The sequence below is a fragment of the Collimonas arenae genome, assembly GCF_001584165.1.
GTDB lineage: Bacteria > Pseudomonadota > Gammaproteobacteria > Burkholderiales > Burkholderiaceae_D > Collimonas > Collimonas arenae.
This window is the reverse complement of record NZ_CP013233.1, coordinates 203,045-229,500: the sequence shown is the minus strand read 5'-3', so window position 1 is coordinate 229,500 and position 26,456 is coordinate 203,045. Positions and strand designations below refer to the sequence as shown.

Annotated in this window: 30 protein-coding genes and 1 pseudogene; 6 read left to right on the top strand and 25 right to left on the bottom strand. The window is 58.1% G+C overall.

Translation table 11 applies throughout. The features are described from left to right. Positions 1-53 precede the first annotated feature (53 nt). On the top strand, positions 54-518 hold the full coding sequence (locus tag CAter10_RS01065) for an RDD family protein (RefSeq protein ID WP_061531951.1): 465 nt from the start codon (positions 54-56) through the stop codon (positions 516-518). On the opposite strand, the gene CAter10_RS01060 is transcribed toward CAter10_RS01065, so the two are convergent. The 9 genes and pseudogenes from CAter10_RS01060 to CAter10_RS01020 all read right to left on the bottom strand — a co-directional run bounded on the left by CAter10_RS01060 (position 515) and on the right by CAter10_RS01020 (position 8,612). Beyond that, a complete protein-coding gene (locus CAter10_RS01060; protein WP_061531950.1) occupies positions 515-1,066 on the bottom strand; it encodes a GNAT family N-acetyltransferase in 552 nt (183 codons plus the stop codon). The genes CAter10_RS01065 and CAter10_RS01060 overlap by 4 nt on opposite strands. 72 nt (positions 1,067-1,138) lie before the next feature. Next, positions 1,139-1,726 carry a YdeI/OmpD-associated family protein gene (locus CAter10_RS01055; protein WP_061531949.1) on the bottom strand — a complete coding sequence of 196 codons (588 nt, stop codon included), beginning with the start codon at positions 1,724-1,726 and terminating at the stop codon, positions 1,139-1,141. 34 nt (positions 1,727-1,760) lie between these two features. Continuing rightward, positions 1,761-2,408, bottom strand: a pseudogene (locus CAter10_RS01050) (LysE family translocator). Between the two features lie 59 nt (positions 2,409-2,467). Then, positions 2,468-3,154 (bottom strand): haloacid dehalogenase type II, encoded by a 687-nt coding sequence (locus CAter10_RS01045; RefSeq protein ID WP_061531948.1) that lies wholly within the window; start codon positions 3,152-3,154, stop codon positions 2,468-2,470. A gap of 43 nt (positions 3,155-3,197) precedes the next feature. Beyond that, on the bottom strand, positions 3,198-3,440 hold the full coding sequence (locus tag CAter10_RS01040) for a DUF6868 family protein (protein ID WP_061535103.1): 243 nt from the start codon (positions 3,438-3,440) through the stop codon (positions 3,198-3,200). A gap of 53 nt (positions 3,441-3,493) precedes the next feature. Beyond that, positions 3,494-6,583: a bifunctional diguanylate cyclase/phosphodiesterase gene (locus CAter10_RS01035; RefSeq protein WP_061531947.1), complete on the bottom strand. Its 3,090-nt coding sequence runs from the start codon at positions 6,581-6,583 to the stop codon at positions 3,494-3,496. Then, positions 6,580-7,374: a substrate-binding periplasmic protein gene (locus tag CAter10_RS01030; protein ID WP_061531946.1), complete on the bottom strand. Its 795-nt coding sequence runs from the start codon at positions 7,372-7,374 to the stop codon at positions 6,580-6,582. Before CAter10_RS01030 ends, CAter10_RS01035 begins: the two co-directional genes overlap by 4 nt. A gap of 202 nt (positions 7,375-7,576) precedes the next feature. Then, entirely contained in the window at positions 7,577-8,131 is a 555-nt protein-coding gene (locus tag CAter10_RS01025; protein ID WP_061531945.1) for a GNAT family N-acetyltransferase, read from the bottom strand. Positions 8,132-8,291: 160 nt separating this feature from the next. Further along, positions 8,292-8,612: a hypothetical protein gene (locus CAter10_RS01020; protein ID WP_061531944.1), complete on the bottom strand. Its 321-nt coding sequence runs from the start codon at positions 8,610-8,612 to the stop codon at positions 8,292-8,294. Between the two features lie 277 nt (positions 8,613-8,889). Between CAter10_RS01020 and CAter10_RS01015 the strand changes: the two genes are divergently transcribed. Beyond that, the gene (locus CAter10_RS01015) at positions 8,890-9,372 is read left to right on the top strand and encodes a GNAT family N-acetyltransferase (protein ID WP_061531943.1); all 483 of its coding nucleotides are present in this window, start codon (positions 8,890-8,892) and stop codon (positions 9,370-9,372) included. Positions 9,373-9,383: 11 nt separating this feature from the next. Here the strand turns inward: CAter10_RS01015 and CAter10_RS01010 are convergent, their stop codons facing one another. Beyond that, positions 9,384-10,265, bottom strand: coding sequence for a LysR family transcriptional regulator (locus tag CAter10_RS01010; protein WP_061531942.1), 882 nt, complete (start codon positions 10,263-10,265; stop codon positions 9,384-9,386). A gap of 98 nt (positions 10,266-10,363) precedes the next feature. Between CAter10_RS01010 and CAter10_RS01005 the strand changes: the two genes are divergently transcribed. Further along, positions 10,364-11,392, top strand: a complete 1,029-nt coding sequence (locus CAter10_RS01005; protein ID WP_231879115.1) for an SMP-30/gluconolactonase/LRE family protein — start codon at positions 10,364-10,366, stop codon at positions 11,390-11,392. A 231-nt stretch (positions 11,393-11,623) separates the two neighbouring features. On the opposite strand, the gene CAter10_RS01000 is transcribed toward CAter10_RS01005, so the two are convergent. Beyond that, complete coding sequence (locus tag CAter10_RS01000; RefSeq protein WP_061531941.1) at positions 11,624-12,775, bottom strand: tetratricopeptide repeat protein; 1,152 nt, start codon at positions 12,773-12,775, stop codon at positions 11,624-11,626. A gap of 98 nt (positions 12,776-12,873) precedes the next feature. After that, positions 12,874-13,320 (bottom strand): CBS domain-containing protein, encoded by a 447-nt coding sequence (locus CAter10_RS00995; protein ID WP_128082951.1) that lies wholly within the window; start codon positions 13,318-13,320, stop codon positions 12,874-12,876. 280 nt (positions 13,321-13,600) lie between these two features. Here CAter10_RS00995 and CAter10_RS00990 point away from each other — a divergent pair, with 280 nt between their 5' ends. Beyond that, the gene (locus tag CAter10_RS00990) at positions 13,601-14,125 is read left to right on the top strand and encodes a DUF1993 domain-containing protein (RefSeq protein WP_082798027.1); all 525 of its coding nucleotides are present in this window, start codon (positions 13,601-13,603) and stop codon (positions 14,123-14,125) included. Between the two features lie 77 nt (positions 14,126-14,202). On the opposite strand, the gene CAter10_RS00985 is transcribed toward CAter10_RS00990, so the two are convergent. The 7 genes from CAter10_RS00985 to CAter10_RS23265 all read right to left on the bottom strand — a co-directional run bounded on the left by CAter10_RS00985 (position 14,203) and on the right by CAter10_RS23265 (position 19,912). After that, positions 14,203-14,988: a hypothetical protein gene (locus CAter10_RS00985; protein WP_061531939.1), complete on the bottom strand. Its 786-nt coding sequence runs from the start codon at positions 14,986-14,988 to the stop codon at positions 14,203-14,205. A gap of 145 nt (positions 14,989-15,133) precedes the next feature. Further along, positions 15,134-15,856 (bottom strand): acid phosphatase, encoded by a 723-nt coding sequence (locus tag CAter10_RS00980; protein WP_061531938.1) that lies wholly within the window; start codon positions 15,854-15,856, stop codon positions 15,134-15,136. Positions 15,857-15,907: 51 nt separating this feature from the next. Beyond that, positions 15,908-16,597 (bottom strand): TonB family protein, encoded by a 690-nt coding sequence (locus CAter10_RS00975; RefSeq protein WP_061531937.1) that lies wholly within the window; start codon positions 16,595-16,597, stop codon positions 15,908-15,910. An 8-nt stretch (positions 16,598-16,605) separates the two neighbouring features. Beyond that, on the bottom strand, positions 16,606-17,004 hold the full coding sequence (locus tag CAter10_RS00970) for an ExbD/TolR family protein (protein ID WP_061531936.1): 399 nt from the start codon (positions 17,002-17,004) through the stop codon (positions 16,606-16,608). A gap of 1 nt (position 17,005) precedes the next feature. Continuing rightward, positions 17,006-17,683, bottom strand: a complete 678-nt coding sequence (locus CAter10_RS00965; RefSeq protein ID WP_061531935.1) for a MotA/TolQ/ExbB proton channel family protein — start codon at positions 17,681-17,683, stop codon at positions 17,006-17,008. A gap of 55 nt (positions 17,684-17,738) precedes the next feature. Further along, positions 17,739-19,229 carry a TonB-dependent receptor domain-containing protein gene (locus tag CAter10_RS00960; RefSeq protein ID WP_236905561.1) on the bottom strand — a complete coding sequence of 497 codons (1,491 nt, stop codon included), beginning with the start codon at positions 19,227-19,229 and terminating at the stop codon, positions 17,739-17,741. Then, positions 19,226-19,912 (bottom strand): TonB-dependent receptor plug domain-containing protein, encoded by a 687-nt coding sequence (locus CAter10_RS23265; RefSeq protein WP_236905457.1) that lies wholly within the window; start codon positions 19,910-19,912, stop codon positions 19,226-19,228. Before CAter10_RS23265 ends, CAter10_RS00960 begins: the two co-directional genes overlap by 4 nt. A 264-nt stretch (positions 19,913-20,176) precedes the next feature. Here CAter10_RS23265 and CAter10_RS00955 point away from each other — a divergent pair, with 264 nt between their 5' ends. Beyond that, positions 20,177-20,854 (top strand): response regulator transcription factor, encoded by a 678-nt coding sequence (locus CAter10_RS00955; protein WP_061531934.1) that lies wholly within the window; start codon positions 20,177-20,179, stop codon positions 20,852-20,854. Positions 20,855-20,861: 7 nt separating this feature from the next. Continuing rightward, complete coding sequence (locus CAter10_RS00950) at positions 20,862-22,154, top strand: ATP-binding protein (protein ID WP_236905451.1); 1,293 nt, start codon at positions 20,862-20,864, stop codon at positions 22,152-22,154. Between the two features lie 24 nt (positions 22,155-22,178). Here the strand turns inward: CAter10_RS00950 and CAter10_RS00945 are convergent, their stop codons facing one another. The 6 genes from CAter10_RS00945 to soxR form a co-directional block, all read right to left on the bottom strand. After that, complete coding sequence (locus CAter10_RS00945) at positions 22,179-22,721, bottom strand: DUF3455 domain-containing protein (protein WP_061531932.1); 543 nt, start codon at positions 22,719-22,721, stop codon at positions 22,179-22,181. An 88-nt stretch (positions 22,722-22,809) separates the two neighbouring features. Continuing rightward, on the bottom strand, positions 22,810-23,676 hold the full coding sequence (locus tag CAter10_RS00940; RefSeq protein ID WP_061531931.1) for a helix-turn-helix domain-containing protein: 867 nt from the start codon (positions 23,674-23,676) through the stop codon (positions 22,810-22,812). 83 nt (positions 23,677-23,759) lie between these two features. Next, entirely contained in the window at positions 23,760-24,158 is a 399-nt protein-coding gene (locus CAter10_RS00935) for a nuclear transport factor 2 family protein (protein WP_061531930.1), read from the bottom strand. 142 nt (positions 24,159-24,300) lie between these two features. Next, on the bottom strand, positions 24,301-25,416 hold the full coding sequence (locus CAter10_RS00930; protein ID WP_061531929.1) for a nickel/cobalt efflux protein RcnA: 1,116 nt from the start codon (positions 25,414-25,416) through the stop codon (positions 24,301-24,303). A 90-nt stretch (positions 25,417-25,506) separates the two neighbouring features. Continuing rightward, complete coding sequence (locus CAter10_RS00925; RefSeq protein WP_061531928.1) at positions 25,507-25,785, bottom strand: metal/formaldehyde-sensitive transcriptional repressor; 279 nt, start codon at positions 25,783-25,785, stop codon at positions 25,507-25,509. A gap of 129 nt (positions 25,786-25,914) precedes the next feature. After that, positions 25,915-26,400, bottom strand: coding sequence for a redox-sensitive transcriptional activator SoxR (gene soxR, locus CAter10_RS00920; RefSeq protein WP_082797742.1), 486 nt, complete (start codon positions 26,398-26,400; stop codon positions 25,915-25,917). Positions 26,401-26,456 lie beyond the last annotated feature (56 nt).

The window sequence follows — 26,456 nt, the reverse complement described above, 5'->3', positions numbered from 1 at the left end:
TTCCAGAAAGCCAACCGCACAATCAACCGTACAATTAACCGGGCACGACAGGCATGGACGATACGAACCAACTGGAATATGTAGGATTCTGGCTCAGGGTCTGGGCCAGCATTATCGATACGGTGCTGGTGCTGGCGATCACTACGCCGTTGCTGCTGGCGATCTACGGCCGTGAGCGCCTGGCCGCAGGCATCACCTTCAGCGGCTTCGCCAATTTCCTGATTTCCTATGTATTTCCGGCGGTCGCGGTGCTGCTGTTCTGGAGCTTCAGGCAGGCCACGCCGGGCAAGATGGCAATTTCCGCCAGGATCGTCGATGCCCGCACCGGTGGCCCGACCAGCGTGGGCCAGAACATCATCCGCTATCTCGGCTATTTTCCATCGACCTTTGTCTTTTGCCTTGGTCTGATCTGGGTCGGACTCGACAAAAGGAAACAGGGTTGGCACGACAAGCTGGCCGGCACCGTGGTGGTCCGGCCCAAGCGCGGCAACGTCGAACCGGTGCGCTTCGAGGCTTAGGTCGCGCTGGGCTTGTTCCATTCGACAGAGACACGCTGCCAGTCGTCGCGCGTCATCGCATATACCGCAGTATCCATGTCGTACCATCTTTCGATGCCTTGATATTGCATCCCGAGACGTTGCATGACGCGCGCCGAACTATGGTTGTCCTGATGGCAGACCGCGCACAGGCGTTCGCCGCCGATCGTCTCGAAAGCAAACCCTGCCATGCTCCGCGCCGCCTCTGAAGCCAGGCCCTGGCCCCACTTGTCCTGACGCAATCTCCAGCCGATTTCCAACGGGTTGGCGGTATCGCCACCCAGGTATTGTATGCACCCGGAGCCGATGATTTCGCCGCTGTCTAGCTCAAAGAAACTCCACCAGGAAAACCCCCATTCCTCCCAGCGCTTCTTGACGCGGGCAATCGCCGCCTGTGTGCCTTCTGTTGTCTCCGGCTTGCCCGTGATATAGCGCATCACTGCCGGATCGCGATTGACGGCATGCAGTGCTGCCAAGTGCAGATCGCTGAATGGCTCAAGCCGCAGCCGTTGGGTAGTTAATATAGTCATTAGAATAGTCGCGGGATTAAACGTTTTTCGAGGTCCATTAATGTCTGGCGTGCACGCGGGACTTCACATCGCTCAGGCGTGTATTTTTTCGTGGCGCGCCAGCATTTCCACGAACTGGGCAATCCGCTTTGCGCGGGTTTCTTCCTTCTTGGCAGTTTGAATACGGAACAGCAACGCGTAGCGATTGCGGCTATCCAGCGAAACAAAAAAATCCCGGGCGCGGGGATTGGCGTCGAGCGCAGCCTGGAAATCCGGCGGCACGCTGGCAGTGCTGGGCGAATCATATGCAGCGTCCCAACGGCCATCGCGCTTGGCACGCTCTATCTCGCTGAGCCCGGCCGGTTGCATGGCGCCCGACTTGAGCAGCGCCAGCGCCTTGTCCCTGTTGATTTTCGACCACACACTTTTATCGGCGCGCCGGGTGAATTTTTGCAGCCAGAACTGCGTATTGTGCGCTTGCTTCTGGCCGTCTATCCAGCCAAAGCAAAGCGCGACGTCGACCGCCTCGCTATAAGATACCGAGCACGTCTCTGCACCCTTCTTGGCCAGTTGCAGCCAGATACCAGGCGATGTCGCGTGATGATCGGTGAGCCAGGCAGCCCACTCTTCGCGTTGTTCGAAATGATGAACCGCCAGCACTGCTGGAGATGTTGATTTCATGAACACATCCTCTGCGCCATCGCGCGTCGGTTGATCAACTGGCCGGGCGTCGCAGGAAAGCCAGCAATAAACCGAATCCGATCATCAGCGATCCACTGGCGCGGTTGAACCATCGGAAGCTGTTGCCAACCTGCGCCAATGAACCAAGCCGGGCGCCGAGCGCAGCGTAGATGGCGATGGCGACCAGTTCCAGCACCAGGAAGATCGCTCCAAGTATCGTGAAGCTGGCGGCCTAGGCCGAACGATCAACGAATTGCGGAAAAAAGGCAGTAAAGATCAGGATCGCCTTGGGATTGCCGGCGGCGACCAGGAACTCCTGCTTTGCCAGGCGGCGCAACTTGTCCATCGAAGGTTCGATCGAGGCGTCCGCGTCGGCAACGCCGCGCACCAACTGCATGGGGGCCGCGCGGAACATTTTGATGCCCAACCACACCAGATAGATCGCCCCGCCGAACTTGAGCAACGTAAACAAGGTTTCCGAAGCCAACAGCACTGCCCCCAGGCCAAAACCGGAAATCGCAATCATCGCGGCAAAGGCCACCAACCGGCCGAACGCTGCCAATATCGAGTAACGCATGCCGTCGCGCGCGCCGTTCGACAGCGACAAGACATTATTCGGGCCGAACGCCATGTTCAGTGCGAAGCAGGCCGGGACAAACAGCCAATAATTCTGGAACGACATGGCGTCCACCTCTTTTCAGGTTCTTGGATCAGATACGTTATCAGATCGGCCGGCGGCCATCAATTGTTTCGCGGTGCCGCGATCCAGTCGGCCAGTTGGTCCAGTCCGCCCACCACGTGATCGGGCGACTGCCCCAGTTCATCAAACGTATTGCCGGCCCGGTTGATCCAGCACACGGGAAATCCAAAATGCCGGGCTCCCGATGCATCCCAAGCGTTCGACGACACGAACAGGAGCTCCGAGCGATCGCGTTTCATGTGATCTTCGGCGAGCTGGTAGACGCTGCCATGCGGCTTGAAGATGCGCACTTCATCGGCGCTGATCAGGTGGGAGAAACGCGCTGCGAGTCCGGATTGCGTGACGACGCTGTGTATCGAATGCGGAGAACCGTTGGATAAAATGGCGAGCTGCAGGCCCATTGCCTGCAGCCTGCCGAGCGCCGCCGGGACTTCCGGATAAGGCGCCAGCTCCAGATAGGCATTGCACAACGCAAGCTGCGCCGCCGCATCAAGCGGCAGTTTCAACTGTCCGGACGTGAACACCAATGCATCATAGGTAGCTTGTTCGAAGTCCGCGTAGTGGCCCATCAGGCTGCGCAGCCAGGTGTACTCAAGCTGCTTCTGGCGCCAGACAGCGCTGATCTCGCGCCCACGGCCGGGGTGATAGCTATCGCATAGCCTGGCTACCGAATGGACGTCATAAAGCGTGCCGTACAAATCGAATACGATGCCATTGATGTGATTCATTTGCGCCCCTTTGGAAATGATCGGCAGCCGGCGGAATTAAAACTCAAGTCGACAGGTAAAGCGCCGCCAGCGGCACCAGGTTGAACAGCATGATCCCGATCTTGTAGACGGCCATCGCACCGTACATGACGCCGTCGAAGGTTTCAGGGGAGAGCTTGAACCAGCGTCCGTGCAGGCGATACAGCCAGTCGTGGGCGGCCACGAAGACACAGGCCCAGACGATGAGAATCGCATAGTTCATGCCGACGCACCAAAACAGGAATTCCTTGATTTCATCGACAGTCATGGCATCGCTCCGGTTATCGTCATTGCAATTATTCGGATATTGAACGGCAGGCTTCAAGCCGTCATCATGAATTTCTCAAACCCCTCGATCGGCAGCGGCTGGCAGAAATAATAGCCCTGATATGCATGACATCCTACGCTGGCCAGGAAATCCCGTTGCGCTGCGGTCTCGACACCTTCGGCGATCACCTCCAGGCCAAGACTCTTGGCCAACGCCAGGATGGTGCCGGCAATGGCGGCGTCGTTGGAATCGTAAAGGATGTCACGGACGAAGGTATGGTCGATTTTCAGCTGGTCCAGCGGCAGGCGCTTCAAGTAGGACAACGATGAATAGCCGGTGCCAAAATCGTCCAACGAAAAAAATATGCCTTTGATCTTGAGCTCAGCCATTTTTTGGATGATGTCCTGCACGTTGTCGACCAGCAGGCTTTCCGTCAATTCCAGCTTCAGCCGGTTGGGGTTGGCCCCAGTACGATGAATGACCGCCAGCACCTTTTCCACGAAATCAGGTTTGCGGAACTGCTGGGCGCTGATATTTACCGCGATCGTCAGATGCGCCAGTTCGGGCCGGATTGCCCATTGCGCCAATTGGGCGCAGGCAGTCTCCAGCACCCAGTTCCCCAACGGCAGGATCAACCCGGTTTCTTCAGCCATCGGGATGAAATCGGCCGGCAGCACGATGCCGCGTTGCGGATGCTGCCACCGCACCAGCGCTTCGACACCCGTGATGCGGTCATTTTCAACCACCTGCGGCTGGTAGTGCAGCAGGAACTGACTTCCTTCGATAGCCTTGCGCAGCCCGGCTTCCAGGATGGCGCGCTCGACCACCACGGTCTGCATCGCCGGATCAAAGAAACGCATGGCATTGCGCCCGGTTTCCTTGGCTTTGTACATGGCCATGTCAGCCTGCTTCAGCAACTCGTCGATATCAGCCTGATGGCCTCGGAACAAGGTGGCGCCGATGCTTGCGGTGCATCTGTATTCGATCTCGCCAAGATGGTAAACACCGCTCAGCGCTACGAGGATTTTTTCGCCGACCGACTCGGTCTGCTGGGCTGCGTCCTGAAGATTCGCACTCAGGCTTCCCAGCACCACGACGAATTCGTCGCCACCGACCCGCGCCACCGTATCGACCTCTCGCACCCCGCTGGCCAGGCGCTGCGCCGCCAGACGCAACAGCATGTCGCCCTTATCGTGCCCTTGAGTGTCATTCAGGGTCTTGAAATGATCGAGGTCGATGAACAGCAGCGCGCCGCAGGTTTCGTTGCGGGCGCTGAGCGTAATGGCTTGCGTCAGGCGATCCAGCAACAGGGTGCGGTTAGGCAGATGGGTAAGCGTATCGAAAAATGCCAGCTCTCTGATTTTTTCTTCAGAAATCTTGCGCTCGGTAATATCGTGATGGGTGCCGATGTAATGTGTAACGACGCCATCCTCTCCCATCACCGCCGAAATCGTCAGCCATTTCGGATAAACCTCGCCATTCTTGCGGCGATCCCATATTTCCCCCTGCCAACCGCCGTTGTGATGAATCGCCTGCCACATCTGCCGATAGAAGGCCGCATCGTGCCGGCCAGACCGCAGCATGCGCGGCGTCCGTCCAACCACTTCCTCCGCCGTGTATCCGGTGCTTTCGGTGAAGGCGCTATTGACGCGCAGGATGACGCTGTTGACGTCGGTAATCATCATGCCTTCGCGTGAATCGAACGCTACCGCAGCGATGCGCAGTTCGGCCTCGGCCTGTTTGCGTTCGGTGATGTCGCGCCCGCTGGTGCGAAAGCCGGTGAATGCACCGTGAACATCGCTGATCGGCGCCCAAGAGATAGAAAGCCAGAACTGTGAGCCGTCCTTGCGCACGCAACGTAACTCCAGATCGTCACCGCGTGCTCCGCGCAACGCCTCCTGAAATTCTGCCGTGATGCGAGGCAGATCTTCCGGGTGAATCAACGTGCCCGCGAAATCCGTCATGGTCATGCATTCCGCCACCGTGTATCCGGTGTACTCCTTGACTGAAGGATTGATCCAGCGCGGCTTGCCATCCAGTCCCCACCACACCTCCAAGTTGACCATGCAGTCTGCAATGGCGCGGAATTTTGCTTCGCTTTCGCGCAATTCGCTGGTCATCGAAGCCGCCAGCTGCATGGCGCGGCTGCGCCCGGTCAGCATCTGCCATGCAAGCAGCGCCAGCAACAGGCTGAGGCCGGCGCCGGTGATGACTATGGGGAGTTCGGCGTTATGCCTGGATCGCCCGCCGAAGTCATCCAGGGCAGTCATTGACAGCGTCCAGTTGTGTCCGGCGAGGACCAGATATTCTTTGGCGGAAAGAGCGCCCGCCACCGGTTTTCCAGCTTCGCCGGCGTAGTGATACAGAAGTGCGTCGGCTGATGGTTCGACACCATCGTAAATATCAAACGCCAATCCGTGCGGTTGCTCGCCGTACAGGCTGGCCATTACATCGTTCATGTGGAAAGAAGCGTAGATCCAGCCGGCCAGGTGCGCGCGGCGCAGGGCGATGCTGCTATGCGACTGGCCAAGCGCATAGAACGGCAGGTACATGATGAAACCAGGCCGGGCGTCTCCTCCGATGTCGGTCGCAAGTCGGACCTTGCCGGAAATCGCTACTGAGCCGGAATCGCGCGCCTGTTCCATTGCGCTGCGCCGAGTGGGATCGGACCACATGTCAAAGCCAAGAACGGCAAGGTTACGCCCCAGGTTCGGTTCTCGCTGGATTACCGGCACGTAATTTTCGCGCTGGCCGCCCGGTTGCACCGCATAGCTGGGAAAACCCATCTGGCGCATTTTGGTCACGTGATCATCCTTGTTCGTCGCCGGCACCCACTTGCCAACGCCAATAGCCTGGATTCCAGAATAGTTGGCATCAAGATTCAGCGAGGCGACATAGTCATGGAAATTGTCGCGCCCCATCTCACCGGTGGCGGCATAAAGGCTCTGTACGCCGCGCAGCATCTGCTCGTAGGTAGACATGCGCAGTTCAATCCGGCTGGCCGTATCGCGCAACGCGGCATCGAACTGGGACAACAGTTCTTTCCTGACGACTTCCTGTTCGTGATGCCAAAGCGCCCAAGTGACGCTCAGTCCTGCGACCAAGACCAGCAAGGGAAGCAAGATCAAGCGGAGCCGACTCACGGCTGCGCCTGAAAATCGACCATCGGGCCGGCGAAACTGGAGTTGAAGTATTTTTCGAAAATACGGAGCACGGTTCCGTCCGCTCGCATGCCATCCACCAGCGCGCGCCATTTTTCCTGCTCGGCGGCCGGCAACGCCCTTTTCGACATGATCAACCCGTGGGGTATCGCCGGATCATTGAATTCGATAACGGACGTCACGCTTCTGATCTTCCGTTCATCCAGCGCCGGATAGTCGAACGGCTCAATGATCATGCCCTGGATGCTGCCGCGAAGCAGCGCCTGGTATAGCGGGGCCAGGCCGTTTGCCTGACTGACGCGATTGGCGGCGGACAACTGGTCGACCAGCCGATTGGCCGACTCGCTGTAGCGGAAGCTGCGGATGACGCCAAGCTGAAAGCGATCGTCGCGTTCAACATCGGGAAGGCGGTGCATGCCGGAATCCTTGCGCACCAGCAGATAATATTTATTGCTGAAGTACCAGGCGAACGAGGCGAAATGGTTGCGTTCCGTGTTGGCGATACCGGACAAGCTGAAGTCGAGCGCGCCGGATTCGATCAACTGCCAGATGCGCGCACGCGACATCAGGCTGACGTTGACTTTGCAGCCGCTGCGGCGGATCAGCTCATCGGCGAAATCCTTGTCAATGCCAGTATCGGTGTCGGCGGAATAGAGCAGACCGTGTTCGTGCAGCGCAAGCGTGAAAGGGCGCGAGCAATCGGGGCCGGCTGTGGCGGCACTTCCCAGGCTGCACGCCATGAACAACAAGCAACCAAGGCAACCTCGGATCATAGCTTCACCATGGTTGTAAAAATGACCAAATAGGAAGGAGTTTTATGGGCAATACAATCATTGCGCCGGCGCAATCGATGTTACTCGACGCATACCTAAACCGCAACCAATACAAAGTCCGCCTACCGACGATCAGGAAAGGGCCGGATTGCGCGAGCACTGGATCAAGAGAGGCAACGCTGGGGATTTCTGCTACCGACAGTTAACCCACGGGATTGATCAGGGAGTTGAGCACCATATCCTCCCATTTTCCAGCAATTTTCAGATAGGCCTTGGCATATCCCTCCCGCTCAAAACCAAGACGCCGCAGAAGTTGCTCGCTGCGCAGGTTGCGCGGCGCATGATTGGCCATGATGCGATGCAGGCCAAGCTCCGAGAATACGTGATCGATACCGGCACTGGCGATTTCACGCATCAGGCCGCGCCCTTCGTGTTCGCGGTCGATCGAATAACCGAGATTGCATCCAAGTAATGGACCTCGGACGATGTTGGTGAAATTACAGCCGGCGATCATTCTTTGAGATTGGCGCCCAATCGCGATGAAATGCAGCGCCACCCCATCCTCGAAAGCGCGGTAGGCGCTTTCGCTACGCCGATGACAACTTTCAGGCGTGTAAAAATCCTCGGTGCGAGCCGGCTCCCACGGCTCCAGATGGGCGCGATTGGCCATCTGGTAAGCCAGCAACAGATGTGCATTATCGGGATGTAACTGGACCAGTACGGCTCTTTCGGTTTCAATGAACGTTGGCGACGACATGGACAGTGGCAGGTCTGCGTTCAGACCGGATAGATGAGGACACCCGCAGCTTACGGAAATATCCCATCCTTTTCCAGGAAAAAACATTGGCGCCTTATCGCACACATCGCAACACGCCAGGGCGCTGCCGACGCTTTCAATACGCCGGCAGGCAAGCCGCCTACCCGCGTCGGACCCAAATCACCTTGCCGTCAGCAAGGCCAATGGTGCGCCGTTCTTCGCGATAATCCATGGTGCCGGCATATTGCTGGCCGTCGCGTTCACCGATGCGCCAGGTGCAGCCTTGCAACAGATCGGTAGCTTCTTTTTCGCTCTTGCCGACCAGCGCATGATCTTTCAGCCGGTCAGCGGCGCAGCCTCCCGGCGGTATGGTGTCGGTTTGTTCGTTGGCGCGCGGATCGGGAGCGGGGACATCAGCGACGGCACAGCCCTGAAGCGCGGCGACAGCCATTGCCGCCAGCAACACTTGATTCAGTTTCATGGTCTCTCTCCTGTTGAATATACCCGGCATCGCATTGACGCCGGGCAAATCGGCGAATTGTAGCGTACGAGACGACACTGGAAAAATTTACAAATAAGCAGCATGTCCCGCTCCCGCTAGAAGCAGCTTAGGTCATTTTGCGCTGTACGCCACAAAAATTTCCGCATAGAACCATTTTCCGTGCCGATGTGGTGGCCCACCGGAAGCATCCGTCTGTGCTGGCGCCGCAGCACTGATAATATTCAGCAAGAATAATCTCCTTACGGACAACACCGTCATGATCACGATCACCACTTACTCTGAACAGCATCGCAGCGGCATCGTCGACCTTATCCTGCCGATCCAGCAAGGCGAATTCGGCCTGGCCATCACACTTGAAGAACAGCCCGACCTACTCGATATCCCTGCTTTTTACCAAAGCGGCCATGGCAATTTCTGGGTGGCGCTGGCGGATGGCGAAGTGGTGGGCAGCATTTCCCTGCGCGATATCGGCAACGGGCAAGCGGCATTGCGCAAGATGTTCGTCAAGCCGGCATTTCGCGGGCGAGAACATCAGGTTGCGCAGCAGCTATTGCAGGCATTGTTCGACTGGTCGACCGCACAAGGCTTGCGCGAAGTATTCCTCGGCACCACCTCGGCCTTCCTGGCGGCGCACCGCTTTTACGAGAAGCACGGTTTCGTTGAAATAGCTGCGGACGAGTTGCCCGCAGCATTTCCGCGCATGCGACTTGACACGAAGTTCTACCGCTATAGCCTGTAACGGTCAGCCGCTCAGCCCAGCCGCTGCACCAGGAAATCGACGAAGGTGCGCAGTTTGGGGGTAGGCCGCGCGTCGCGCGTACGCACCAGATGGATAGAACGGGTCGGCAGGCTCCATTCCGGCAGCAGATGCACCAACTTGCCGGAGGCGATGGCGTCTTCCAACAGCACATCGGCCTGCACCACCACGCCGATGCCATGCAGTGCCGCAGTCAGCAACGCCTGGCCGTTGTTGCAGGCAAACGCGCCGCGCACCGGCAGCTCCACGGTCTCCTCGCCCCGGCTGAAACGCCAGGATGAATCCCGGCCCCAGGGCATGAAACACAGACAATTGTGGCCCGCCAGTTCGGCCGGATGCATTGGTTTGCCGTGCCGCTGCAGGTAGGCCGGACTGGCCACTGCCAACATGCTTGATGGCCGCAAAGGACGGGCAACCAGGTTGGCATTGCCGATGCTGCCGGAACGCAGCGCCACTTCAAAACCTTCCTCCACCATATCGACCACCCTGTCATTCAGCACCAACTCCACCTGCACTTCCGGAAACAGTGCCATGTATTCGCCGATCAGCGGCACCAGGCGATGTGCGCCGTAGGTGACCGGGGCGGTCATCCTGAGTTTGCCGCGCGGCACGGCGCGTAATGCTTCGGCTACATGATCGGCGGCCTGCACGCTGCTGAGTACGTCGCGGCAACGCTCCAGATAAACGCTGCCGATCTCGGTCAGGCTATGGCGGCGTGTGGTGCGCTCCAGCAGGCGCGCGCCAAGATGCTCCTCCAGCGACCGCACATGATTGGCGACCATCGTGGTCGACATGTCGGAATCCTCGGCCGCCCTGGCGAAACTGCCCTTTTCCACGACGCGTACAAATACAGCCATGCTGGTCAATCTATCCATTCGAAAGCCTGACTGTTGAATGATGAAATTATTCGCTAGTTTATCAAATAAGGCGGTGGAGTGAGAATGACTTGTCATTGCTACGAAATGGAGAAAAAATGAAACCAAGCATCTTGTTGCCTGCGGTCACCTTGTTGGCGACTCTGCTCTGCAGCCAACACTCGGCATTCGCCGGGGATGTTGCATTGCCATCCACAGCATCGCCATCCCAAACCGCATCAACCTTGCCATTGCCGCCCGATTGGTATCCGGAAAGCCTTGCCGTCGGCCCGGACGGTGCGTTCTATGTGGGCAGCTGGCACCAGGGCGCGATCGCGCGCGTACCTGCCAACGGTGGCGCGCCGCAGGTTCTGGTCGCACCCGGTTCCAACGGCCTTGCCAATAGCCAAGGGGTGTTGGTGGACGCTACGCATCAATTGCTGTGGGTATGCTCCGGCAATTGGGGTTTCACCAGCGTGCCGTCGACGCCGAGCGCACTGAAAAGCTACGACCTGGCTAGCGGTACACCGCGCGCCAGCTATCCGATGCCGGACAAAGGTTATTGCAACGATCTGGTGCAAGATAGCCACGGCACGTTGTATGTCACCGACTCGTTCCATGCACGCGTGCTGCGGCTGGAGCCGGGCGACGACACCTTGCGCATCTGGAAAGAAGATCCGCAACTGAGTCCGGGTAAGGATGGTTTCTTCCTCAACGGCATCGCGCTGGATGGCGACCGCCACCTGTATGTCAGCCTGATAGCAGCCGTGCCATATTTGCTGCAGATCGATATCGGCGCCGATGGCGCAGCCGCTGCGGTGAGCCGGGTCGAGATGCCGCGCGTGCTGAAGAATGCCGATGCGATCCGTATCTATGCGCCCGGCCGGATGGCGATTTTCGAGAGTAATGCGTTCGGCAACGACGGTCCGTATGGCGGCCAGATCAGCGTCGCGCATCTTGACGGCAAGCAGGCAACGCTGCAAACCATCGTCTCCGGCCTGAATGATCCATCCTCCGGCGTGGTGGTGGGTGACCGTGTGTATTTCATCGAATCGAAATATACGCTGCTGTTCAAGCATAAGGACGATCCTGCGAATATTCCGCAGAACGTGCCGTTCGATGTGCAATCACGCCAGTTGCCGGAGTAAGCGTCGGTTTAACCGGTAATGCCATTCATCTAGGATTTGAATGACATTGCGCGAAGAGTCCCACAACACCTCCGTCATTCCCGCGTGCGCGGGAATGACGGGGTCGCCGAGATGGGGATACCGAAACGGGGACACCTAGCCAGGATTGCCAATGCCGATACAAAGGAATACTGCCCAACTTAACGGAATTGGGCGTTAACTGGTGTTTTTTCGGAGAGACAGCTGCCGCAGCTAATGCGGCAGCTGCGCCTTGAGCCGGTCGAGCTTGGCGGCGTACAGCTCATGGTCGCGATGGGTGGTGCTGTTTTCCAGCGCAATCGCCATGTGCTGCACGGCCTCGTCGGTTTCGCCCAGGCGCAGGCAGGCAATGCCTAGCCAGAACTGGAACTCGTGATAGTACGGATCGCGCGCCAGTTCTTTGGTGAACAGCGCCTTGGCAGCCTTGAAATCGCCGGCACGCATGGCCTCCATGCCGAGGCTGAAATAATGGAACGGCGCTTCCGGCTGCAACTGCGCCAGCCGCGTCGCCAGGGCCTGCGCTTCGGCAGTGCGGCCAAGGTCCTTGAGCGCCGCCTGCAAATTGAACATGACCACCGTGTTATTCGGCTCGCGCTCATACACGCGCCGCAAGGCTTGTTCTGCTTCGCCCAGGTTGCCGTGGCGGCGGTAGATGACGCCGAGGGTGTTGTAGGAACTGAGGAAATTCGGATCCTGGCGGATCGCTTCACGCGCCCACCAATAGGCGTCGTCCAATTGACCCGCCGCCAGCGTCTCGGCCGCACGGTTATTCATGTACATGGCGACCACCGTGGCTTCGGCCAGATCGGCGATGCGCTGGCCGGTAATATCTTCCGGCGGCAGGAAGTCGATGGTCATCAGGCGGCTCTGATCGTAGCGAGTGTCGGCATCGGTCATTTTCTTGCCGAGCGTCAGGTTGACGTGGCCGCTGGCGAAATAGATGTCGCCGTTGCGGGTCCACGATTCATCCATCAACACCCGCTGGAAGCGCACCGGCAAACCAAGCTGGCGGGCGAAGGCGGCGGTCATGATGACCAGCGACAGACAATTGCCGGAACGGGCCTCGAAAGTCTGGGCGGCGTTGCGGGTCTGCACCGAATCGTATTCGAGCCGTAACTGGCCCTTGCTGTAGAGCGCATCAAACAGGCCGCGCTGGCTGCCATAGGCATGCATCTGGTGGACAATTTCGGGACTGGCGAGGAACTTGCGCATCGGCGGACTGATTGCAAACACCTCGGCGGCGCTGATGGGCTGCGATGGCGCGCTGAACAACTGGTCGTTGAACAGGCCGTCGGCCCGCGGCGGCGGCATGCTTGCGCATGCACCGAGTAGAAAACAAGACAGCAGGATGAGCCACTTCTTCATCTGGCACCACCATGTTGGAGACGATCAAACACCATCCGCAATCAAGGGCATGGAACAGGCGTGGCGACCGCCGCCGCTTGTTCCGGGTTCCCACCTGTTCAGCTTATACCAGGACGTCCCATTATGTAATGCTCCAGCTGCTGGATGATGAATTGCTGTTCCGAAATGATGTCCTTGACCAAGTCGCCGATCGAGATGATGCCGACCAACTTGCCGTTATCGAGAATCGGCAAATGGCGCAGCCGGTTCTCGGTCATCAGGGCCATGCATTGCTCATTGGTATCGTCGAGACGCACATACATGACCGATGTGGTCATGATGTCGCGTACGTAGGTGTCGTTGGAGGAACGCCCCAGCAGGATCATCTTGCGGGCATAGTCACGTTCGGTGACGATGCCAACGATCTGCTCGCCTTCGGTCACCAACAGAGCACCGACGCTCTTGTCGGCCATCATCCGGATGGCGTCAAACACCTTGGCGGAAGGAGAAATAGTATAGGTGGCCTGGTTTTGCTTGGATTTGAGAATCTGTGCGACGGTTTTCACGACGGTCTCCTCGGCAAGCCGGCTGCGCATTTAACTATCTGCCAGCGGTGCTTACGAAAGTAGCGTATTCGTTTTCAAATTGCAAGAGTATTCAGGTTTTCATCGACCTTGCACGCTGTCGGCGCAACGAACTCTCTTCCTATCATAATCCAATCCCCGGATTAAAATCCGCCAGCAGCAATCTGCGGATGGGAATAGGATGTGATTCCGGGTGTGGCTGGCGTTCAGCGCCGCTTCAGAACCCGGTTTGATTGCCTTCCCATTTTCCCTGGAGTTAACCATGCAGTCCTTATCGATGTATCAAATCTCAGTCCCGGTGTTCGTCCGCGGATTAGGAATTCTTGCGGCGTATCTAGAGAAGGCCGAAGCGCATGCCAAAGCCAACAATATCGATCCTGCCGAGATGGTCAACGCGCGCCTGGCGCCGGACATGCTGACGCTGGCCGGTCAGGTGCAGCGGGCTAGCGATACGTCAAAGAACGCGATTGGGCGCTTGTCGTCGATCGAAGCGCCGCGCATGGAAGATAACGAGGTAACGCTTGCGGATCTGCAGGCTCGGGTGGCCAAGACGATTGCGTTTCTGGAGACGGTAAAACCCGAGGATTTGTCGGGAAGCGAGACGCGCGAAGTGACGCTGAGTTTCAGCAAGTTCAAAACGACGTTAAAAGGCGATGCGTACTTGCTGACCTTCGCCTTGCCAAACTTCTTCTTCCACCTGACCACCGTGCACGACATTTTGCGCAACAAGGGATTGGCGGTAGGGAAGATCGATTACCTGGGACATTTCGATATGGTGCCGGTCTAATCCTCACCGACCGCGCAGCTTGCGACGGGGATTTTCCGCAAACGAAAATATCCCCGTCCGTTACGACTACCGCAATGTCACATCGCACTTGCCTGATTCGAAGCGATGTCCGGGCTGATGTGGCATAACTCTTTTTCTTCAGTCCTTCTTTGCAGCGCCTGCAATATGGCCCGGCTGTTGGCGACAGGATCCAGGCGCTGGGTCCTGGTCTTGGCGATCTCCTGATACAGGTTCTGTATCTCGGCCACTGCACGCTGGTTGCGTGGGCTGCAATCCATCGCAGACCGGCCTTGCTGGAAGGTGCTGCGATCGTCTATCCATTCAAGGATCACGGTATTGGCCAGGACAGCGGTGAGAATGCTGTTCGCCACCTGCCGAGCCGGGTTGCTTTGCGAGTTTTGCGTATCGCCAAAAGCGCTGATTGGCTGCACTTCCGCCACCAATACACGCAGCGTAGGGTTGAACAGCTTCAAGGTATCGATGCGCTCGGCCAGCGCTGCCAGATTGTGCATTTCGCCTTGCCGCGCATGCACGGGAACCAGCAGTACATCGGTGGCGACCAGTGCGGCATCGGTATCCTGGGTATTGGCGCCGTCAGCATCGATCACGATTTCGGCATAGTGGCTGCGGCTGTAGGAAGCAGGATTTTCCAGTTCCGACTGCAGGTTTTCGGCGCCGCGCACGACCAGCTTCGATTTGATGCCGGCAGCGTCGCGGCAGGCACTCCAGCCTAACGCATGATGCGGCGCAGTGGCATCGATCAGCAGCACCTTGCGATAGTGCAGCGCGCAGTGCGCCGCCAGATTGGCTGCTAATATCGAACGTTTTGAAGATTCGTCCTGACTGAAAACGGTAATGATCATGATGGAACCCGCATCGCTATCTCTGATGCAATCAGTGTAGATAAACCGGTATAAAGATGTCGTAAAAAAGCGGGCCGTTCGTATAAAAGAAAGTAAAAAACCAACCCGAAGGTTGGCTTTTTTACAGCACGAAAGCAACTGGAATTTACTTGCTGGCCACTGGCTCCGGCCCCAACTCCAGAACGCCGCGCAATTCGCTCTTGGCCGCTTCGAAAGCCTGGTTGAAATCGTCACGGGTCTGCAGGCGGGCGGCAATCACCGTGCCGGTGATGCGACCGGCCTCGATGTCCGAGCGATAATGAACGCCGCCAACGACACGGTTATTGGCGTATTCGGCGGCGCGCGCCATGATCTCGGCGCGCTTCTCGGGAACCATATTGGACAACACGATACCCATCAGGGTACCGGCAGTAGCGTGGCCGGAAGGATACGAACCGGAATGCGACAATTTGACGACCGGCTTGACCATCTCGCTATACAGATAAGGACGAGGACGCTTCCAGACATCCTTGTAGGTATCGACCACCGCACCTTCCGAATCCACCACACGCTGGAAAAACTTGGTGAACAGCGGCAGCTGTTCCGGCTTGAATTTCACGCCCATCACGTCGGCAAAACGCCAGATGTTTTCGGCGGAGTCCGCTTGCGCACGGGCCACCATTTCCGGTGTGCGGGTCGATTGCACGGCGATGACTTCGGCGAGTTCGAACCTGGTTTTTTCCGATTCATTCGCTGGCGGCGGCGCCAGCAATTCGATCAGGTTGATTTCCCGTGACGTGATGAACGGGTTTTCTTCGCGCGCCAGAGCCGGTGCGGCGCTGCAGGCGACAAAAGACATAAGCAATGCGGAAGCAATGAATTTACGCATGAACGGTACTTTCAAAATAGTAACTGGTTGATAAAAAAAATCCAAATGCGATCAGGATGTAAATTCCACCCATACCTGGTACACGTGATCCTTGCCCTGCATATCGGGCGGTGCCTCCGGATAGCGGGCATTCTGTACCGATTGCAGCGCCGCACGGTCGATCATGCCGATTCCGCTCGGGGTAACGATCCTGGCCTGTCCGGCGACACCGTCGCGCAGATGGAATTCGACCCGTACCCGCCCGGAAAAATGTAGCGCCGCTGCTGCCGGTGGATACACCACGGCAGCTTGCACCGCCGCTTTGACCTTGGCCGCATACTCTGCGTTGGGAGCATCTTTGTTACCTGCAGGCGGAGGCGGCGCCGGCGGTGTTCGCACCGGCTCGGAAAATGCAGTCGGCGTTTCTGCTTGCGGCGCAGACTCGCTTGGCGTTGGGCTTGGCGCAGCAGCGACAGCAGCCGGCGGTGTCGGCTTCGGCGGCGCCACCTTGGTCTTGGGTTGCACTTGCGGCTTGGGCAAGGCGACCGGCGGCTGTGGCTTCGGTGGCGGTGGAGCAGGCGGCGTCGGTTCCGGTGGCGCTGGTTCTTCGCTGACCAGCATGATCGGCACCGGCTCCGACAGCGCAGGTTTGGACGATACAGCGCCAGCCAGCATTAGCGCCAAAACGGCGACAATGACCAGTTCGGCCAGGATCGCCAGCGCGAACGCCCGGCCTGGGAAATGGCGAAAAATAGTCGACATTTCCGCCCTTACTTGCTGTCGCCGTTGCGAGTGGCGAGACCAAGTTCAGTGACACCGCCTTTCTTGATCGCATCGATGGCGGCCATCACCTGCTGCAACGAAGCGGTCTGGTTGCCGGCGATAGTCACTGCGGTCTTGCTGTTGTCCTGCGCGCGCAGCTTGTCGGTCAACTGTGCCGGCGTCAATTGCTGACCTTCAACCAGCAGCGTGCCGTCTTGCTGGATCTCGACCAACAGTTTTGGTGCCGGGATGCTGACCGCCGTGGAGCTGGTCGGCAGTTTGGTAAGGTGACCGGAGGTGGGAATCATGCGCAACGTCAGCATCGCAAAGAAGACGAGCAGGAACAGCATGATGTCGATCATCGGAATGATTTCGATGCGGGCTTTTTTGGTTTCCAGGTAGCGCATCTCAAGCCCTCGCCGCTGGATGGGCAATCGACTTGACGTTGGATACGCCAGCCGCAGCGCGGGTTTTCAGGCGTTCGTGGCGGTTGAGCAGCATGATCTTGATGGTTTCCAACTGGTGCAGCACGATTCGCACGCGGGTGTGCAAAGCATTGAAGAAGGCCAGGCCGATCATCGCGATGAACAGGCCAGAGGCGGTGGCGATCAACGCTTCGGCGATACCACCAGTGACTTGCGCAGCGCCGTTCTGGGCATCGCCCAGAACGTGAAAGGCGTTGAACATCCCGATGATGGTGCCGAACAAACCAAGCAACGGCGCCAGTGTCACCACGGTATCCAGCAACCACAGCGAACGGTCAAGCGTCGGCACTTCATGCATGATGGCTTCTTCGAGATGGCCGTCGAAGGCGGCGCGATCAACGTTGGCAGGCTCATGCTGCAGTACGTCGAACAGGCGGCCATGCGGCAGGCGCGCCAACTTTGGCGGCAAGACCGCATTATGTTCAAGGCCTCCTTCTTCGCGCTTGAGCATGGCGATGATCTGTTCGCCGCCGTGCTGCATGTTGGACAGATAGCGGGCGCGTTCGATGATGACGGTCAACGCCACCAGCAGCAGCACCAGCATCAGGTAGAGAGTGCCGCCGGAATCGTTAGCCAGTTCAAGCAGGTGTGAAATGTTCATGATGCGATTTCCATAAAAATTGGGGAGCTGCGCTCCCCGGTCGTTCAATATTTGCTTAGAAATCCAGGCTCACTGTCAGCGACAGGCTGCGTGCCGGCAACAGCGTCAACACGTCGCCCGGCGCCGGCGCCGAGGTGGTGGTGCTGGCTGGATTAACGCCGACGATGCTGTGTTTGTCGAACAGATTGTTGACGCCGAACTGGACCTTGGCCTGCTTGACCATCTGTACCGGATGCTTGATGGTGTAGTTGACGAACAGGTTGGAAATGGTGAACGGCGCGATCTTGACCGCCTGATGCACGCTGCCATTGTCGTTGTACATGGTGCCGACACGCTTGTTGAGCCAGCCGATATCCCAACCGCCCTGGTTGTAGTTCAGGCCCAGGGTTTCGGTATCGCTTGGCGCACTGGCAACCCACTGGCCGCTAGCGTATTTCGCCGTGCCGTAAGTGGCGTTGGCGTATAGGCTGAAACCGCTGCCCAGAACCACATTGCCTTCGGCTTCGATACCTTGGGTGGTGGAGCTGCCGTTGGCGAAGTAAGTGGTGTTGCCAGCGTTGTCGGTGAAGGACGAGTACGCATTGTCGAACTTGATATGGTAGGCGTCGATATCAAACGTGAAGCGGTCCGATTTCCAGACCGATCCGATCTGGAAAGTCTTGCTCTTGATCGACGACGGCAGTGCGGTGACGTTGGCGTTCTTGACATCGAACACGCTGGTCGGCGGGATTTCATCGCCGACGACATACTGGCCATAGACCGACCAGTTAGGACGCAGCATGTAATGCACATCGAACGAAGGCAGCACCGTGTTGTAGGTCACCGCGTGCTCGATGCTAGGCAAGCCGCCGAGGTTGCCGACGGTCTTGCCGTTGTCGGCATATTGCGTCAGATTCTGGCGATAAGACGAATACTTGACGCCCGGCGTGATTTTCAGATCCGGCATGACCTGGAATTCATATTCGACGAATGGCTGCAGGGTGGTGGTCTTGAAGCGCTCGTGGAAGTTCGGCGCCGTCGCATCGATCCAGGTGCGCGGATCGGATGGAATCTGGTAGCGGTTAGTGTCGGCGTTTTCCGCCCACAGGCCGGTGCGGAACACACCGAAGCTGGATTCCTGGCTCAGGCGCAGCAGGTTGCCGTAGGTGCGGTAGGCGTTGAGCTTGTCGGTAGCGCTGGTGGCGGTGATGGTGCTGCCGTTGTAATTCTGTTGGTTATGATAAGCGTAGGTATAGACCTTGTCATCCAGTTTCCAGCCGCCGCCCAGGTTCGAACTGAGACCGGCGTATTCGAAATCCGACGTCACATGATAGAAGTTGTAGCCCCAGTAATTGGCTTGCTTCGGATTATTGCTCAGCAGGTAGTCGTCTCCAAACTGCGCAATTTGCGCGCGCGTCGCACCCTTGGTGTTCGGCGTGTTGGACTTGAGGTCGATGTATGAGCCGAACAGGGTCAGCGCGGTGTTGTCGGTAATCGCATATTGGTACTTGAGCGAAACGGCATCGCGCGTTTGCTTGTTGTAGGTTTGATAGCCGTCCGACGTCATCTGGTGCGCATTGAGCAGCAGGTTGGAAGCACCGTCGGCGCCGAACTGCCCGCTTTCGAATTCAGCGCCGTAGATCTTGGTATTGAAAGAACCGTATGAGTCAAAGGCACTGAAGCGCTGCTCCGGCTCCAGGTTGCGCGACAACAGGTTGACCGAGCCGCCAAAGTTGGCTGGGCCGATGGTGGCGGCCGAGCCGGACTGCGATCAACTACTGCGCCACCGAGGAACTGGCTAGGGAAGAAAGCCCAGGTGTGATGCGACGGGCTGTTGGTGTCCTGGAACGGGATGCCATCGAAGCTCACGGTATAGTCGCCGTCGGAGAAACCGCGGAAGTAGGTTTTTGTATCGCCCAGGCCGACGCCGTTCGGGCTGTAGCTGTACATGCCCGGCGTCATCTGCAGCACCTGACTGAAATCGGCGACCGGCGAGGTCAGGTCACGAATGAACTGATCGCTCACTATCGATTGCGCCGAACGCGCAGTCAGAGAGCCTTGCACCGGCGCAGTCTTGGTAGCAGTAACCGGCGCACTGGAATTATCGGTGGCGCCGGAGCCGCCGCTGGCACTGACCGCGCCCAGGTCCGTGGCTTGCTGCGCACTGGCGATCATTGGTGCTGCCATGCACATGACGGCTAATGCGTGCAAGATTTGCTGGGTACCTGGCTTCAAACTGGGGCGCTTCATTTCTGGTTTTCCTTTTAGGATCGTTGTCGTAAAAATCGGAAGAAGATGCTGAGAAAATGCCGTTTGTGGCTTGGTGGCATAGGGCCTGTTGCCAAGTAACGCGGTAACTGGCTCTAGTTCGGGGCGAAGCATAAGCTTTGAAAATTAAGCGAAAATGAGCTGTGCGGAATCTGTCTGATTTATGCCAATCTGCAATGTATTTCACGCTCTCGTCACAATCGGCTGCTATGTTGAAAGGTCGACCAAGCCGAGTTTCCCTTTCCGATGCGCTTACTGCTGATTGAAGACGACTACATGCTGGGCAACAGCATCCGCAAGGGTTTCTACCCCTACGGCTTCATCGTCGACTGGACTCAGGACGGAATTGCGGCGGAGGCGGCGCTGGCGGCGGAATCATATTCGGCGGTGCTGCTGGACCTGGGATTGCCACGCAAGTCGGGATTGGAAGTCCTGAAGAAAATGCGCTCCGACAGCAACAGCACACCGGTGATCGTGTTGTCGGCCAGCGATCGCGTGCTGAACCGGATCGAAGGACTCGACGCCGGCGCCGATGACTATCTCAGCAAACCATTCGACCTGGATGAACTGGCGGCGCGGGTGCGCGCGTTGCTACGCCGTAGCGGCGGCCGCACCAGCCCGGTGTTGACGCACGGTGAAATTCAGTTTGACCCAGCCGGCAATACAGTTACCTACAAGGGCAAAGGCGTTGCATTGAGCAGCCGCGAACTGATGGTGCTGGCAGCGTTGATCGAGAAACCAGGCGCAGTGTTGTCGCGCGCACAATTGGTCGATAAAGTCTACGGCTGGAACGACGAAGTGGAGAGCAACACTATCGAGGTGCACGTCCACGCGTTGCGCAAAAAACTGGCGCCTGGCGTGATCCGCAACATCCGCGGCCTGGGTTACATGCTGGCTGACAGCGAAAGCCCGTGTGTCAATTAGGAACCGTTTGCTGTTCTGGCTGCTCTCCGGGCTGGCGATCCTGGGCGCGTGTTTCGTCTTGGCGGACTACCTGATCGACCGCGCCCTGCTGGCCGATATCTACGATGACCAGATGAACCAGATCGCGTCCGCCATTCCGGCCCACGTCAACAGCGAAGATCTGCGACAGAGCGGGCCGGGCTTGAAGTACGACGGCGACGACAGCATTCTGCAGATCTGGGACCAGCAGGGAAAATTGAACTACAACTCCCATCCCGAGATCGTCCTGCCGCAATTTTCGACACCGGGGTTCAGCGTGGTGCAATGGCAGGACGGCGAATGGAAAATATTTATCCGCAAGACCGACCGCAACGTTATCCAGGTGGCGCAATCGCTGAGCGGCCGCCGCAACATTGCGGTCGATCATGCGCTGCGTTCACTGATCCCGTTGCTGATCTTCCTGCTGATCATGGGCTTGCTGATCCATTGGAGCGTTGGCACCGGCTTGCAATCGCTGACGCGTCTTTCGCAGGAACTGGCCAAGCGTACCCCCGACAAGCTGGGCCGCCTGGCCGCGCCAGACCAGCCTACCGAAATCAAGCCGCTAACACAGGCCCTGGACACCCTGCTGGAGCGCCTGGGCGTGGCGCTGGAAGGCCAGAAGAAATTCATTGCCGACGCCTCACATGAGTTGCGCACTCCTTTGGCGACTCTGCAGATCCAGACGCAGCTGGTCGAACAATCGCTCGGCAGCGGGTGCGAAGCAAGGGCGCTGGCCGATCTCAAGGCTGGCGTCAAACGCACCAGCCACCTGGTCGAACAATTGCTGATGGTGTCGCGCCTGGAGTCGGGCGGCAATCACGATCCGCACGCTCCGCTGCAATTGCACGAGATTGCGCGCGAGGTGACGATTGACCTGATCCCGTATGCCAACACACGCAAGATCAACCTCGGCGTTGAACAGTTGGACGCCGGCGCAATCATGGGATCGGCGCACCATGTGCACATTCTGCTGCGCAACCTGATCGACAACGCAGTGCGCTATACGCCCATCGGCGGTCAGGTTGATGTGGCCATTCGCACAGGGCAGCACGAGATCGTGCTGGAGATTGAAGATAGCGGCCCCGGCATTCCGCCTGAAGAACGGGAACGTGTATTCGATCGTTTCTATCGCTGCCTGGTGCCGCAAGCGACCGGCAGCGGCCTTGGCCTGGCGATCGTCAAACAAGTCGCCGACCTGCACCTGGCCGAGGTGCGCCTGGGTCAGGGGCTCCGGCTTGCCGGACTGCGGGCCAGCGTCAGTTTCAAGCGCGCCGCTTGAAACGACAGCAGGACCTTCACCGCATCATTTTGCTGAATAAAAACGATATTGCGCCTGATAGGCGATACGCACCTGCTGACCCAGACGATCCTGGTTGCAACCATTTTCCAGAGCCTTGCCGCCGACTGTATTGAGACGCTGCGCGCTCTGGATGCCGGCGAACGCGCCATCGCCAGAATGTGATTGCGCGCCCAACAACAGCCACGGAATGGCGTTGGCGTCTGGTCCGGGATTTTGCGCCAGCACAGCGCCGACCACCTTGCTGCCGTCGAGCGCTTCCCAGGTCGGGCCGGCATAGTGTTTGCCGATCTTGTTGCCACTGTTGTCGAACAGATCAGCTTCGGGTGCGATGAAACGCCATGCGAATTTTCCGGCATCGGCAGCGCTCGCCGCGCATTGATAAATCTGCACGCCGCTAGCCTGCGCCGTCACCGTCAGCGCCTGGGTTGGCGGCGTGACGAGATTATCGGGAATGGCTGACGTCGCGGCGCGAGGCGTGCTGCTGCAGGCTGTCAGGAACAATGACATGGAGATTAGTGCGGCCGCACCTGCCAATTGCTTTTCCATCTCGGATTTCCTTCACGCTGTCGGATTAGTCTGGATCAAGAATTTGCAACTTGCTGCGAATGCCTATTGTAAAACGGCGCGCAGCATTTCATGCGCGGTGTTTGAACCAGGCCGCAGTGGCCTCATCGGCCGGAAAAAAAGACTCGATGCGCAGCTCATGCACGGTGACATCGTGCGGCGTGCCCATGGTGGCAATCGAGGTGAACAGGTTCAGCTCAACGCCGTCCTTGTCGATCTGCATCGCCAGGAATGGCAATGCACGGGTATCGAGGTTCGGCGTCTGGCTGACCGCCTTGATGCCGGGGAAGGCCAGTAACTCTTCCAGCAGTAGAGTAGCTTCGCTGCCGGGGCCGTCGCTCATCGCCTCGCGCTGAATCCAGTGCAACAAGTCGGCGCAGACGTCCTGCCAGTTGCGTAGGTGCTTGCGGATGCCGGCCGGATCGAGGATCAGCTTGAGCACGTTGACGCCCTCGCGCGGCAACGGCTGGCTGTCCGGCATGTCGAGCAGCCAGCGGATCATCATCGCCGCCGGGCCATTGCTCATCACCAGGTTCCACAGGCGATCCACCACCAGTGCCGGATAAGGTGCCTGCTGCGCCAGCATGAAATCCAGCGCCTGCTTGACCGACTGCAGTTCGGGATCGGACAATTTGCGCTCCTGGTAGGCGGGGGCGAAACCGGCGGCCAGCAGCATCACATTGCGCTGGCGCAGCGGAATATCGAGCACCGTGCCAAGCTTGAGGATCAATTCCTTGCTTGGTTGTGAGCGCCCGCTTTCAAGGAAACTGATATGACGCTGCGAGATATGGCTTTCGGTGGACAAGCGCAGTTGGCTATAACCGCGCTTGCCGCGCCAGTAGCGCAAGGCCGCGGCGAAGTCGTTGAAGTAGCGGTTGCCCGACGCCTGCCCGGCACTCCGGGCGGGTGCTTGCGACGCGACTTGCGATGTAGCCATCGGCGATCTCCAAAAGTTGATTGCGCAGTGTATCCCTGTTTCTTTGCGACGTGATAACAGCTAACCACGCTGCCACCTGAGCATCAGGCAGGCAACGCCAGCGCATCGAGGAAGCCGGTAACGCTGCTGATGCGGCCATCGTCGGCAACCACCACGACATCGGTGCCATGGGCGACCGGCTCTGCTCCCTCCGCGCCAAGCGTCCAGGAAAAGCGCACGACATTGTTATGGCCGTCTTGCTTGCCATGGAGGCGAAAACGCAGTCCCGCAAACTGCTGCTGGACCGCGCCGATCATCGCATCCAGGCCATCGTGGCCTGCACTACGCGCCATCGGGTCGAGATAGACAGCATCCGGCGTGAACACTTCGACAATACGGGCACGGCGGCGGCTCGCATCCAGTTCGTCCCAGGCGGCGAGATAACGGGTGGCGATGGCGGCAGCTTGTTCGGCGATATTCTTTGCAGTATTGGTGCTGGTCATGATCTGCTCCTTGAAGGTTATCGGATTATCGATTCAGGTTGATTTGTCGTAGTCGACGAAATCATTCTGCGCGCGGCGTTGCGCACGGTCGATTACCTCCCAGGTAATATCGCGGAAGCAAAAATCTTGCGTCAGAATGAATTTACATCAACTGATGCAAACCTTGATAACCGACATAGCCGCCAACCAACAGGATCAGAGCACCCGAAAAATAAGGGGCTTTCCGCGCAAATTCGCCGAAACCGCCCCAGCGCTTGGAAACGTGCTTCACACTCAGGGCCGCCAAAGCGCCCGACATCACCATGGTCAGCGCCAGGCCGATACTGAAGCACAAGACGAGTGTGGCGCCGAGTGCGATCTTCTTCAGTTGCAGGCATAACAGCAGCACCGTGATGGATGCTGGACAAGGAATCAGCCCTCCAGTCAAACCAAACATGATGATTTGCCCGGTCGTCACTTCTCGGTTGGCGAAGCGATGACGAATATCGTTGGCGTGCGCCAGTTCATGCGGATCCTGGTAACCCGGCGCCGACACATCCAGTCCGTCATAGTCATGGATGGCGTGATGATGGTGATCGTGCTCTAGATATTCCAGGTCATAGTCATGGCTGTGTTGCTCATGGCCCAGGCGTAAGCGGGCAACGAATTCGTGCGGCTCGGGAATCACCTGCTCCGATTCGAGATAGCCGTCGCGCCGCACGAAGGTGAATAACTGGCTGCTGCCGTCTGCTCGCTCCGTTTCTATCCTGACCTGATTGGCCGGCCATATGTGACCGTGCTTGCTATCGGTGAATAGCTGGAAGCGAGGCGGCACGCCGTCCTCGAATATTTCAAGTCGCACCAGGCCATGACCCGTATCTATGCGCTTTGTTTCGTCATGCGGATGATCGGCATGATCATGATCTGCAAAGCGCTGCTGCCGCCACGTGCGCCACATCATCCACAGTGCGACACCAACGATCAATATCGCGGATGCTAGTTGAAAATACGGCTCGCTGGCTTCCGCATTCCATTGCCGGCCGAAATATAAACCGATCAACGCCACTGCCCATACCACCGCGGTATGCGACAACGTGGCGGACAGGCCCAGAAAAATCGCTTGCGTCATGGTGCCGCGGATGGCGACAATGAAAGCTGCCATCATGGTCTTGGAATGTCCAGGCTCCAGGCCGTGCAACGCACCGAGCAAAATGGCGCTGGGAATGAACAGCCACGCATTGGAAGCGCCCTGCTGCAACAGAGTGGAAAATTCAGTCATGGAAATGGCCTACAAAATATCTGGATTGCCGAAAAATCGCCGGACGACTGCTGTGCCAGAGAACTGGACAGCAGGAAACGCGTAGCGCGCCTACTTGAAGTAGCTTTTGACAACGTCGATCAATTGCTCTCTGGCATCTCCATGCCCGTCATGCGCCTCATGTTCAACATCGACCAGATGCGTGCGTATGTGGTCTTCCAGCACCACTGCCAGCAAGCCGTTCATCGCGCCGCGACAACCGGTAATTTGCTGAAGCACATCCATGCATCCCTTTTCTTCTTCCAGGGCGCGTTCGATCGCATCGACCTGACCGCGGATGCGGCGTACCCGGTTCAGGAGTTTTTGTTTGTCTTTGATGGTGTGACCCATGATGATCTCAATTAATAGTATAGGGGGTATACTATATCGAGAAATCAAAAACGTATACTGGCGCACCGAAAAAGTGGCAGATCACATTTTCGGTGGCCAACCGCTCATTTCATTTTGACAATAATGCCGTCAATCTGACTCGTTCAAGGAGCGGCCAGCCATCAGCTCCTCGGCGCTATTCCCCAGCAGGTAACGCGGACCGTTGCCGCGCGTCTGGGCAATATCCTCTGGGTTATATAACGCACACTTCTGCAGCGACAGGCAGCCGCAGCCGATGCAGGAACTGAGCTGGTCGCGCAGCGCGGTGAGGGCATCGATGCGTTGCTGCAGCAGCGGCCGCCAGGAGCGCGACAAGCGCTCCCAATCCTGCTTGGTCGGCGTGCGATTCTCCGGCAGTGTCGACAAGGCCGCCCGGATTTCTTCCAGACGCAGGCCGATCGACTGCGCCACCCGGATGAATCCGACTCGACGCAGCACATCGCGCGAGAATTGCCGCTGACGCCCGGTTGTGCGGGTGCTATGCAACAAGCCCGCATCTTCATAGAAGCGCAAGGCGCTGGCGGCGACGCCGGAACGCTTGGCCAGCTCGCCGATGGTAATCATTTTGTCGCTCATTTCCTGACTCCGTATTTTGTGCTTGACTTCAAGTTTACTTTAACTTTCATACTACC

What these genes read in the sequence shown, in the direction of transcription:
- CAter10_RS00945 (WP_061531932.1), bottom strand. Translation starts at nt 22,721, where the DNA reads ATGGAAAAGCAATTGGCAGGTGCGGCCGCACTAATCTCCATGTCATTG.
- CAter10_RS00960 (WP_236905561.1), bottom strand. Translation starts at nt 19,229, where the DNA reads ATGACGTCGGACGGCTATCAAACCTACAACAAGCAAACGCGCGATGCC.
- CAter10_RS01015 (WP_061531943.1), top strand. Translation starts at nt 8,890, where the DNA reads ATGATCACGATCACCACTTACTCTGAACAGCATCGCAGCGGCATCGTC.
- CAter10_RS00925 (WP_061531928.1), bottom strand. Translation starts at nt 25,785, where the DNA reads ATGGGTCACACCATCAAAGACAAACAAAAACTCCTGAACCGGGTACGC.
- CAter10_RS01025 (WP_061531945.1), bottom strand. Translation starts at nt 8,131, where the DNA reads ATGTCGTCGCCAACGTTCATTGAAACCGAAAGAGCCGTACTGGTCCAG.
- CAter10_RS01005 (WP_231879115.1), top strand. Translation starts at nt 10,364, where the DNA reads ATGAAACCAAGCATCTTGTTGCCTGCGGTCACCTTGTTGGCGACTCTG.
- CAter10_RS00955 (WP_061531934.1), top strand. Translation starts at nt 20,177, where the DNA reads ATGCGCTTACTGCTGATTGAAGACGACTACATGCTGGGCAACAGCATC.
- CAter10_RS00990 (WP_082798027.1), top strand. Translation starts at nt 13,601, where the DNA reads ATGCAGTCCTTATCGATGTATCAAATCTCAGTCCCGGTGTTCGTCCGC.
- CAter10_RS00965 (WP_061531935.1), bottom strand. Translation starts at nt 17,683, where the DNA reads ATGAACATTTCACACCTGCTTGAACTGGCTAACGATTCCGGCGGCACT.
- CAter10_RS01030 (WP_061531946.1), bottom strand. Translation starts at nt 7,374, where the DNA reads ATGATCCGAGGTTGCCTTGGTTGCTTGTTGTTCATGGCGTGCAGCCTG.
- CAter10_RS00935 (WP_061531930.1), bottom strand. Translation starts at nt 24,158, where the DNA reads ATGACCAGCACCAATACTGCAAAGAATATCGCCGAACAAGCTGCCGCC.
- CAter10_RS00980 (WP_061531938.1), bottom strand. Translation starts at nt 15,856, where the DNA reads ATGCGTAAATTCATTGCTTCCGCATTGCTTATGTCTTTTGTCGCCTGC.
- CAter10_RS01000 (WP_061531941.1), bottom strand. Translation starts at nt 12,775, where the DNA reads ATGAAGAAGTGGCTCATCCTGCTGTCTTGTTTTCTACTCGGTGCATGC.
- CAter10_RS01045 (WP_061531948.1), bottom strand. Translation starts at nt 3,154, where the DNA reads ATGAATCACATCAATGGCATCGTATTCGATTTGTACGGCACGCTTTAT.
- CAter10_RS01020 (WP_061531944.1), bottom strand. Translation starts at nt 8,612, where the DNA reads ATGAAACTGAATCAAGTGTTGCTGGCGGCAATGGCTGTCGCCGCGCTT.
- CAter10_RS01040 (WP_061535103.1), bottom strand. Translation starts at nt 3,440, where the DNA reads ATGACTGTCGATGAAATCAAGGAATTCCTGTTTTGGTGCGTCGGCATG.
- CAter10_RS01060 (WP_061531950.1), bottom strand. Translation starts at nt 1,066, where the DNA reads ATGACTATATTAACTACCCAACGGCTGCGGCTTGAGCCATTCAGCGAT.
- CAter10_RS01065 (WP_061531951.1), top strand. Translation starts at nt 54, where the DNA reads ATGGACGATACGAACCAACTGGAATATGTAGGATTCTGGCTCAGGGTC.
- CAter10_RS00930 (WP_061531929.1), bottom strand. Translation starts at nt 25,416, where the DNA reads ATGACTGAATTTTCCACTCTGTTGCAGCAGGGCGCTTCCAATGCGTGG.
- CAter10_RS01010 (WP_061531942.1), bottom strand. Translation starts at nt 10,265, where the DNA reads ATGGATAGATTGACCAGCATGGCTGTATTTGTACGCGTCGTGGAAAAG.
- CAter10_RS00975 (WP_061531937.1), bottom strand. Translation starts at nt 16,597, where the DNA reads ATGTCGACTATTTTTCGCCATTTCCCAGGCCGGGCGTTCGCGCTGGCG.
- CAter10_RS00970 (WP_061531936.1), bottom strand. Translation starts at nt 17,004, where the DNA reads ATGCGCTACCTGGAAACCAAAAAAGCCCGCATCGAAATCATTCCGATG.
- CAter10_RS01055 (WP_061531949.1), bottom strand. Translation starts at nt 1,726, where the DNA reads ATGAAATCAACATCTCCAGCAGTGCTGGCGGTTCATCATTTCGAACAA.
- CAter10_RS00985 (WP_061531939.1), bottom strand. Translation starts at nt 14,988, where the DNA reads ATGATCATTACCGTTTTCAGTCAGGACGAATCTTCAAAACGTTCGATA.
- CAter10_RS23265 (WP_236905457.1), bottom strand. Translation starts at nt 19,912, where the DNA reads ATGAAGCGCCCCAGTTTGAAGCCAGGTACCCAGCAAATCTTGCACGCA.
- CAter10_RS00940 (WP_061531931.1), bottom strand. Translation starts at nt 23,676, where the DNA reads ATGGCTACATCGCAAGTCGCGTCGCAAGCACCCGCCCGGAGTGCCGGG.
- soxR (WP_082797742.1), bottom strand. Translation starts at nt 26,400, where the DNA reads ATGAGCGACAAAATGATTACCATCGGCGAGCTGGCCAAGCGTTCCGGC.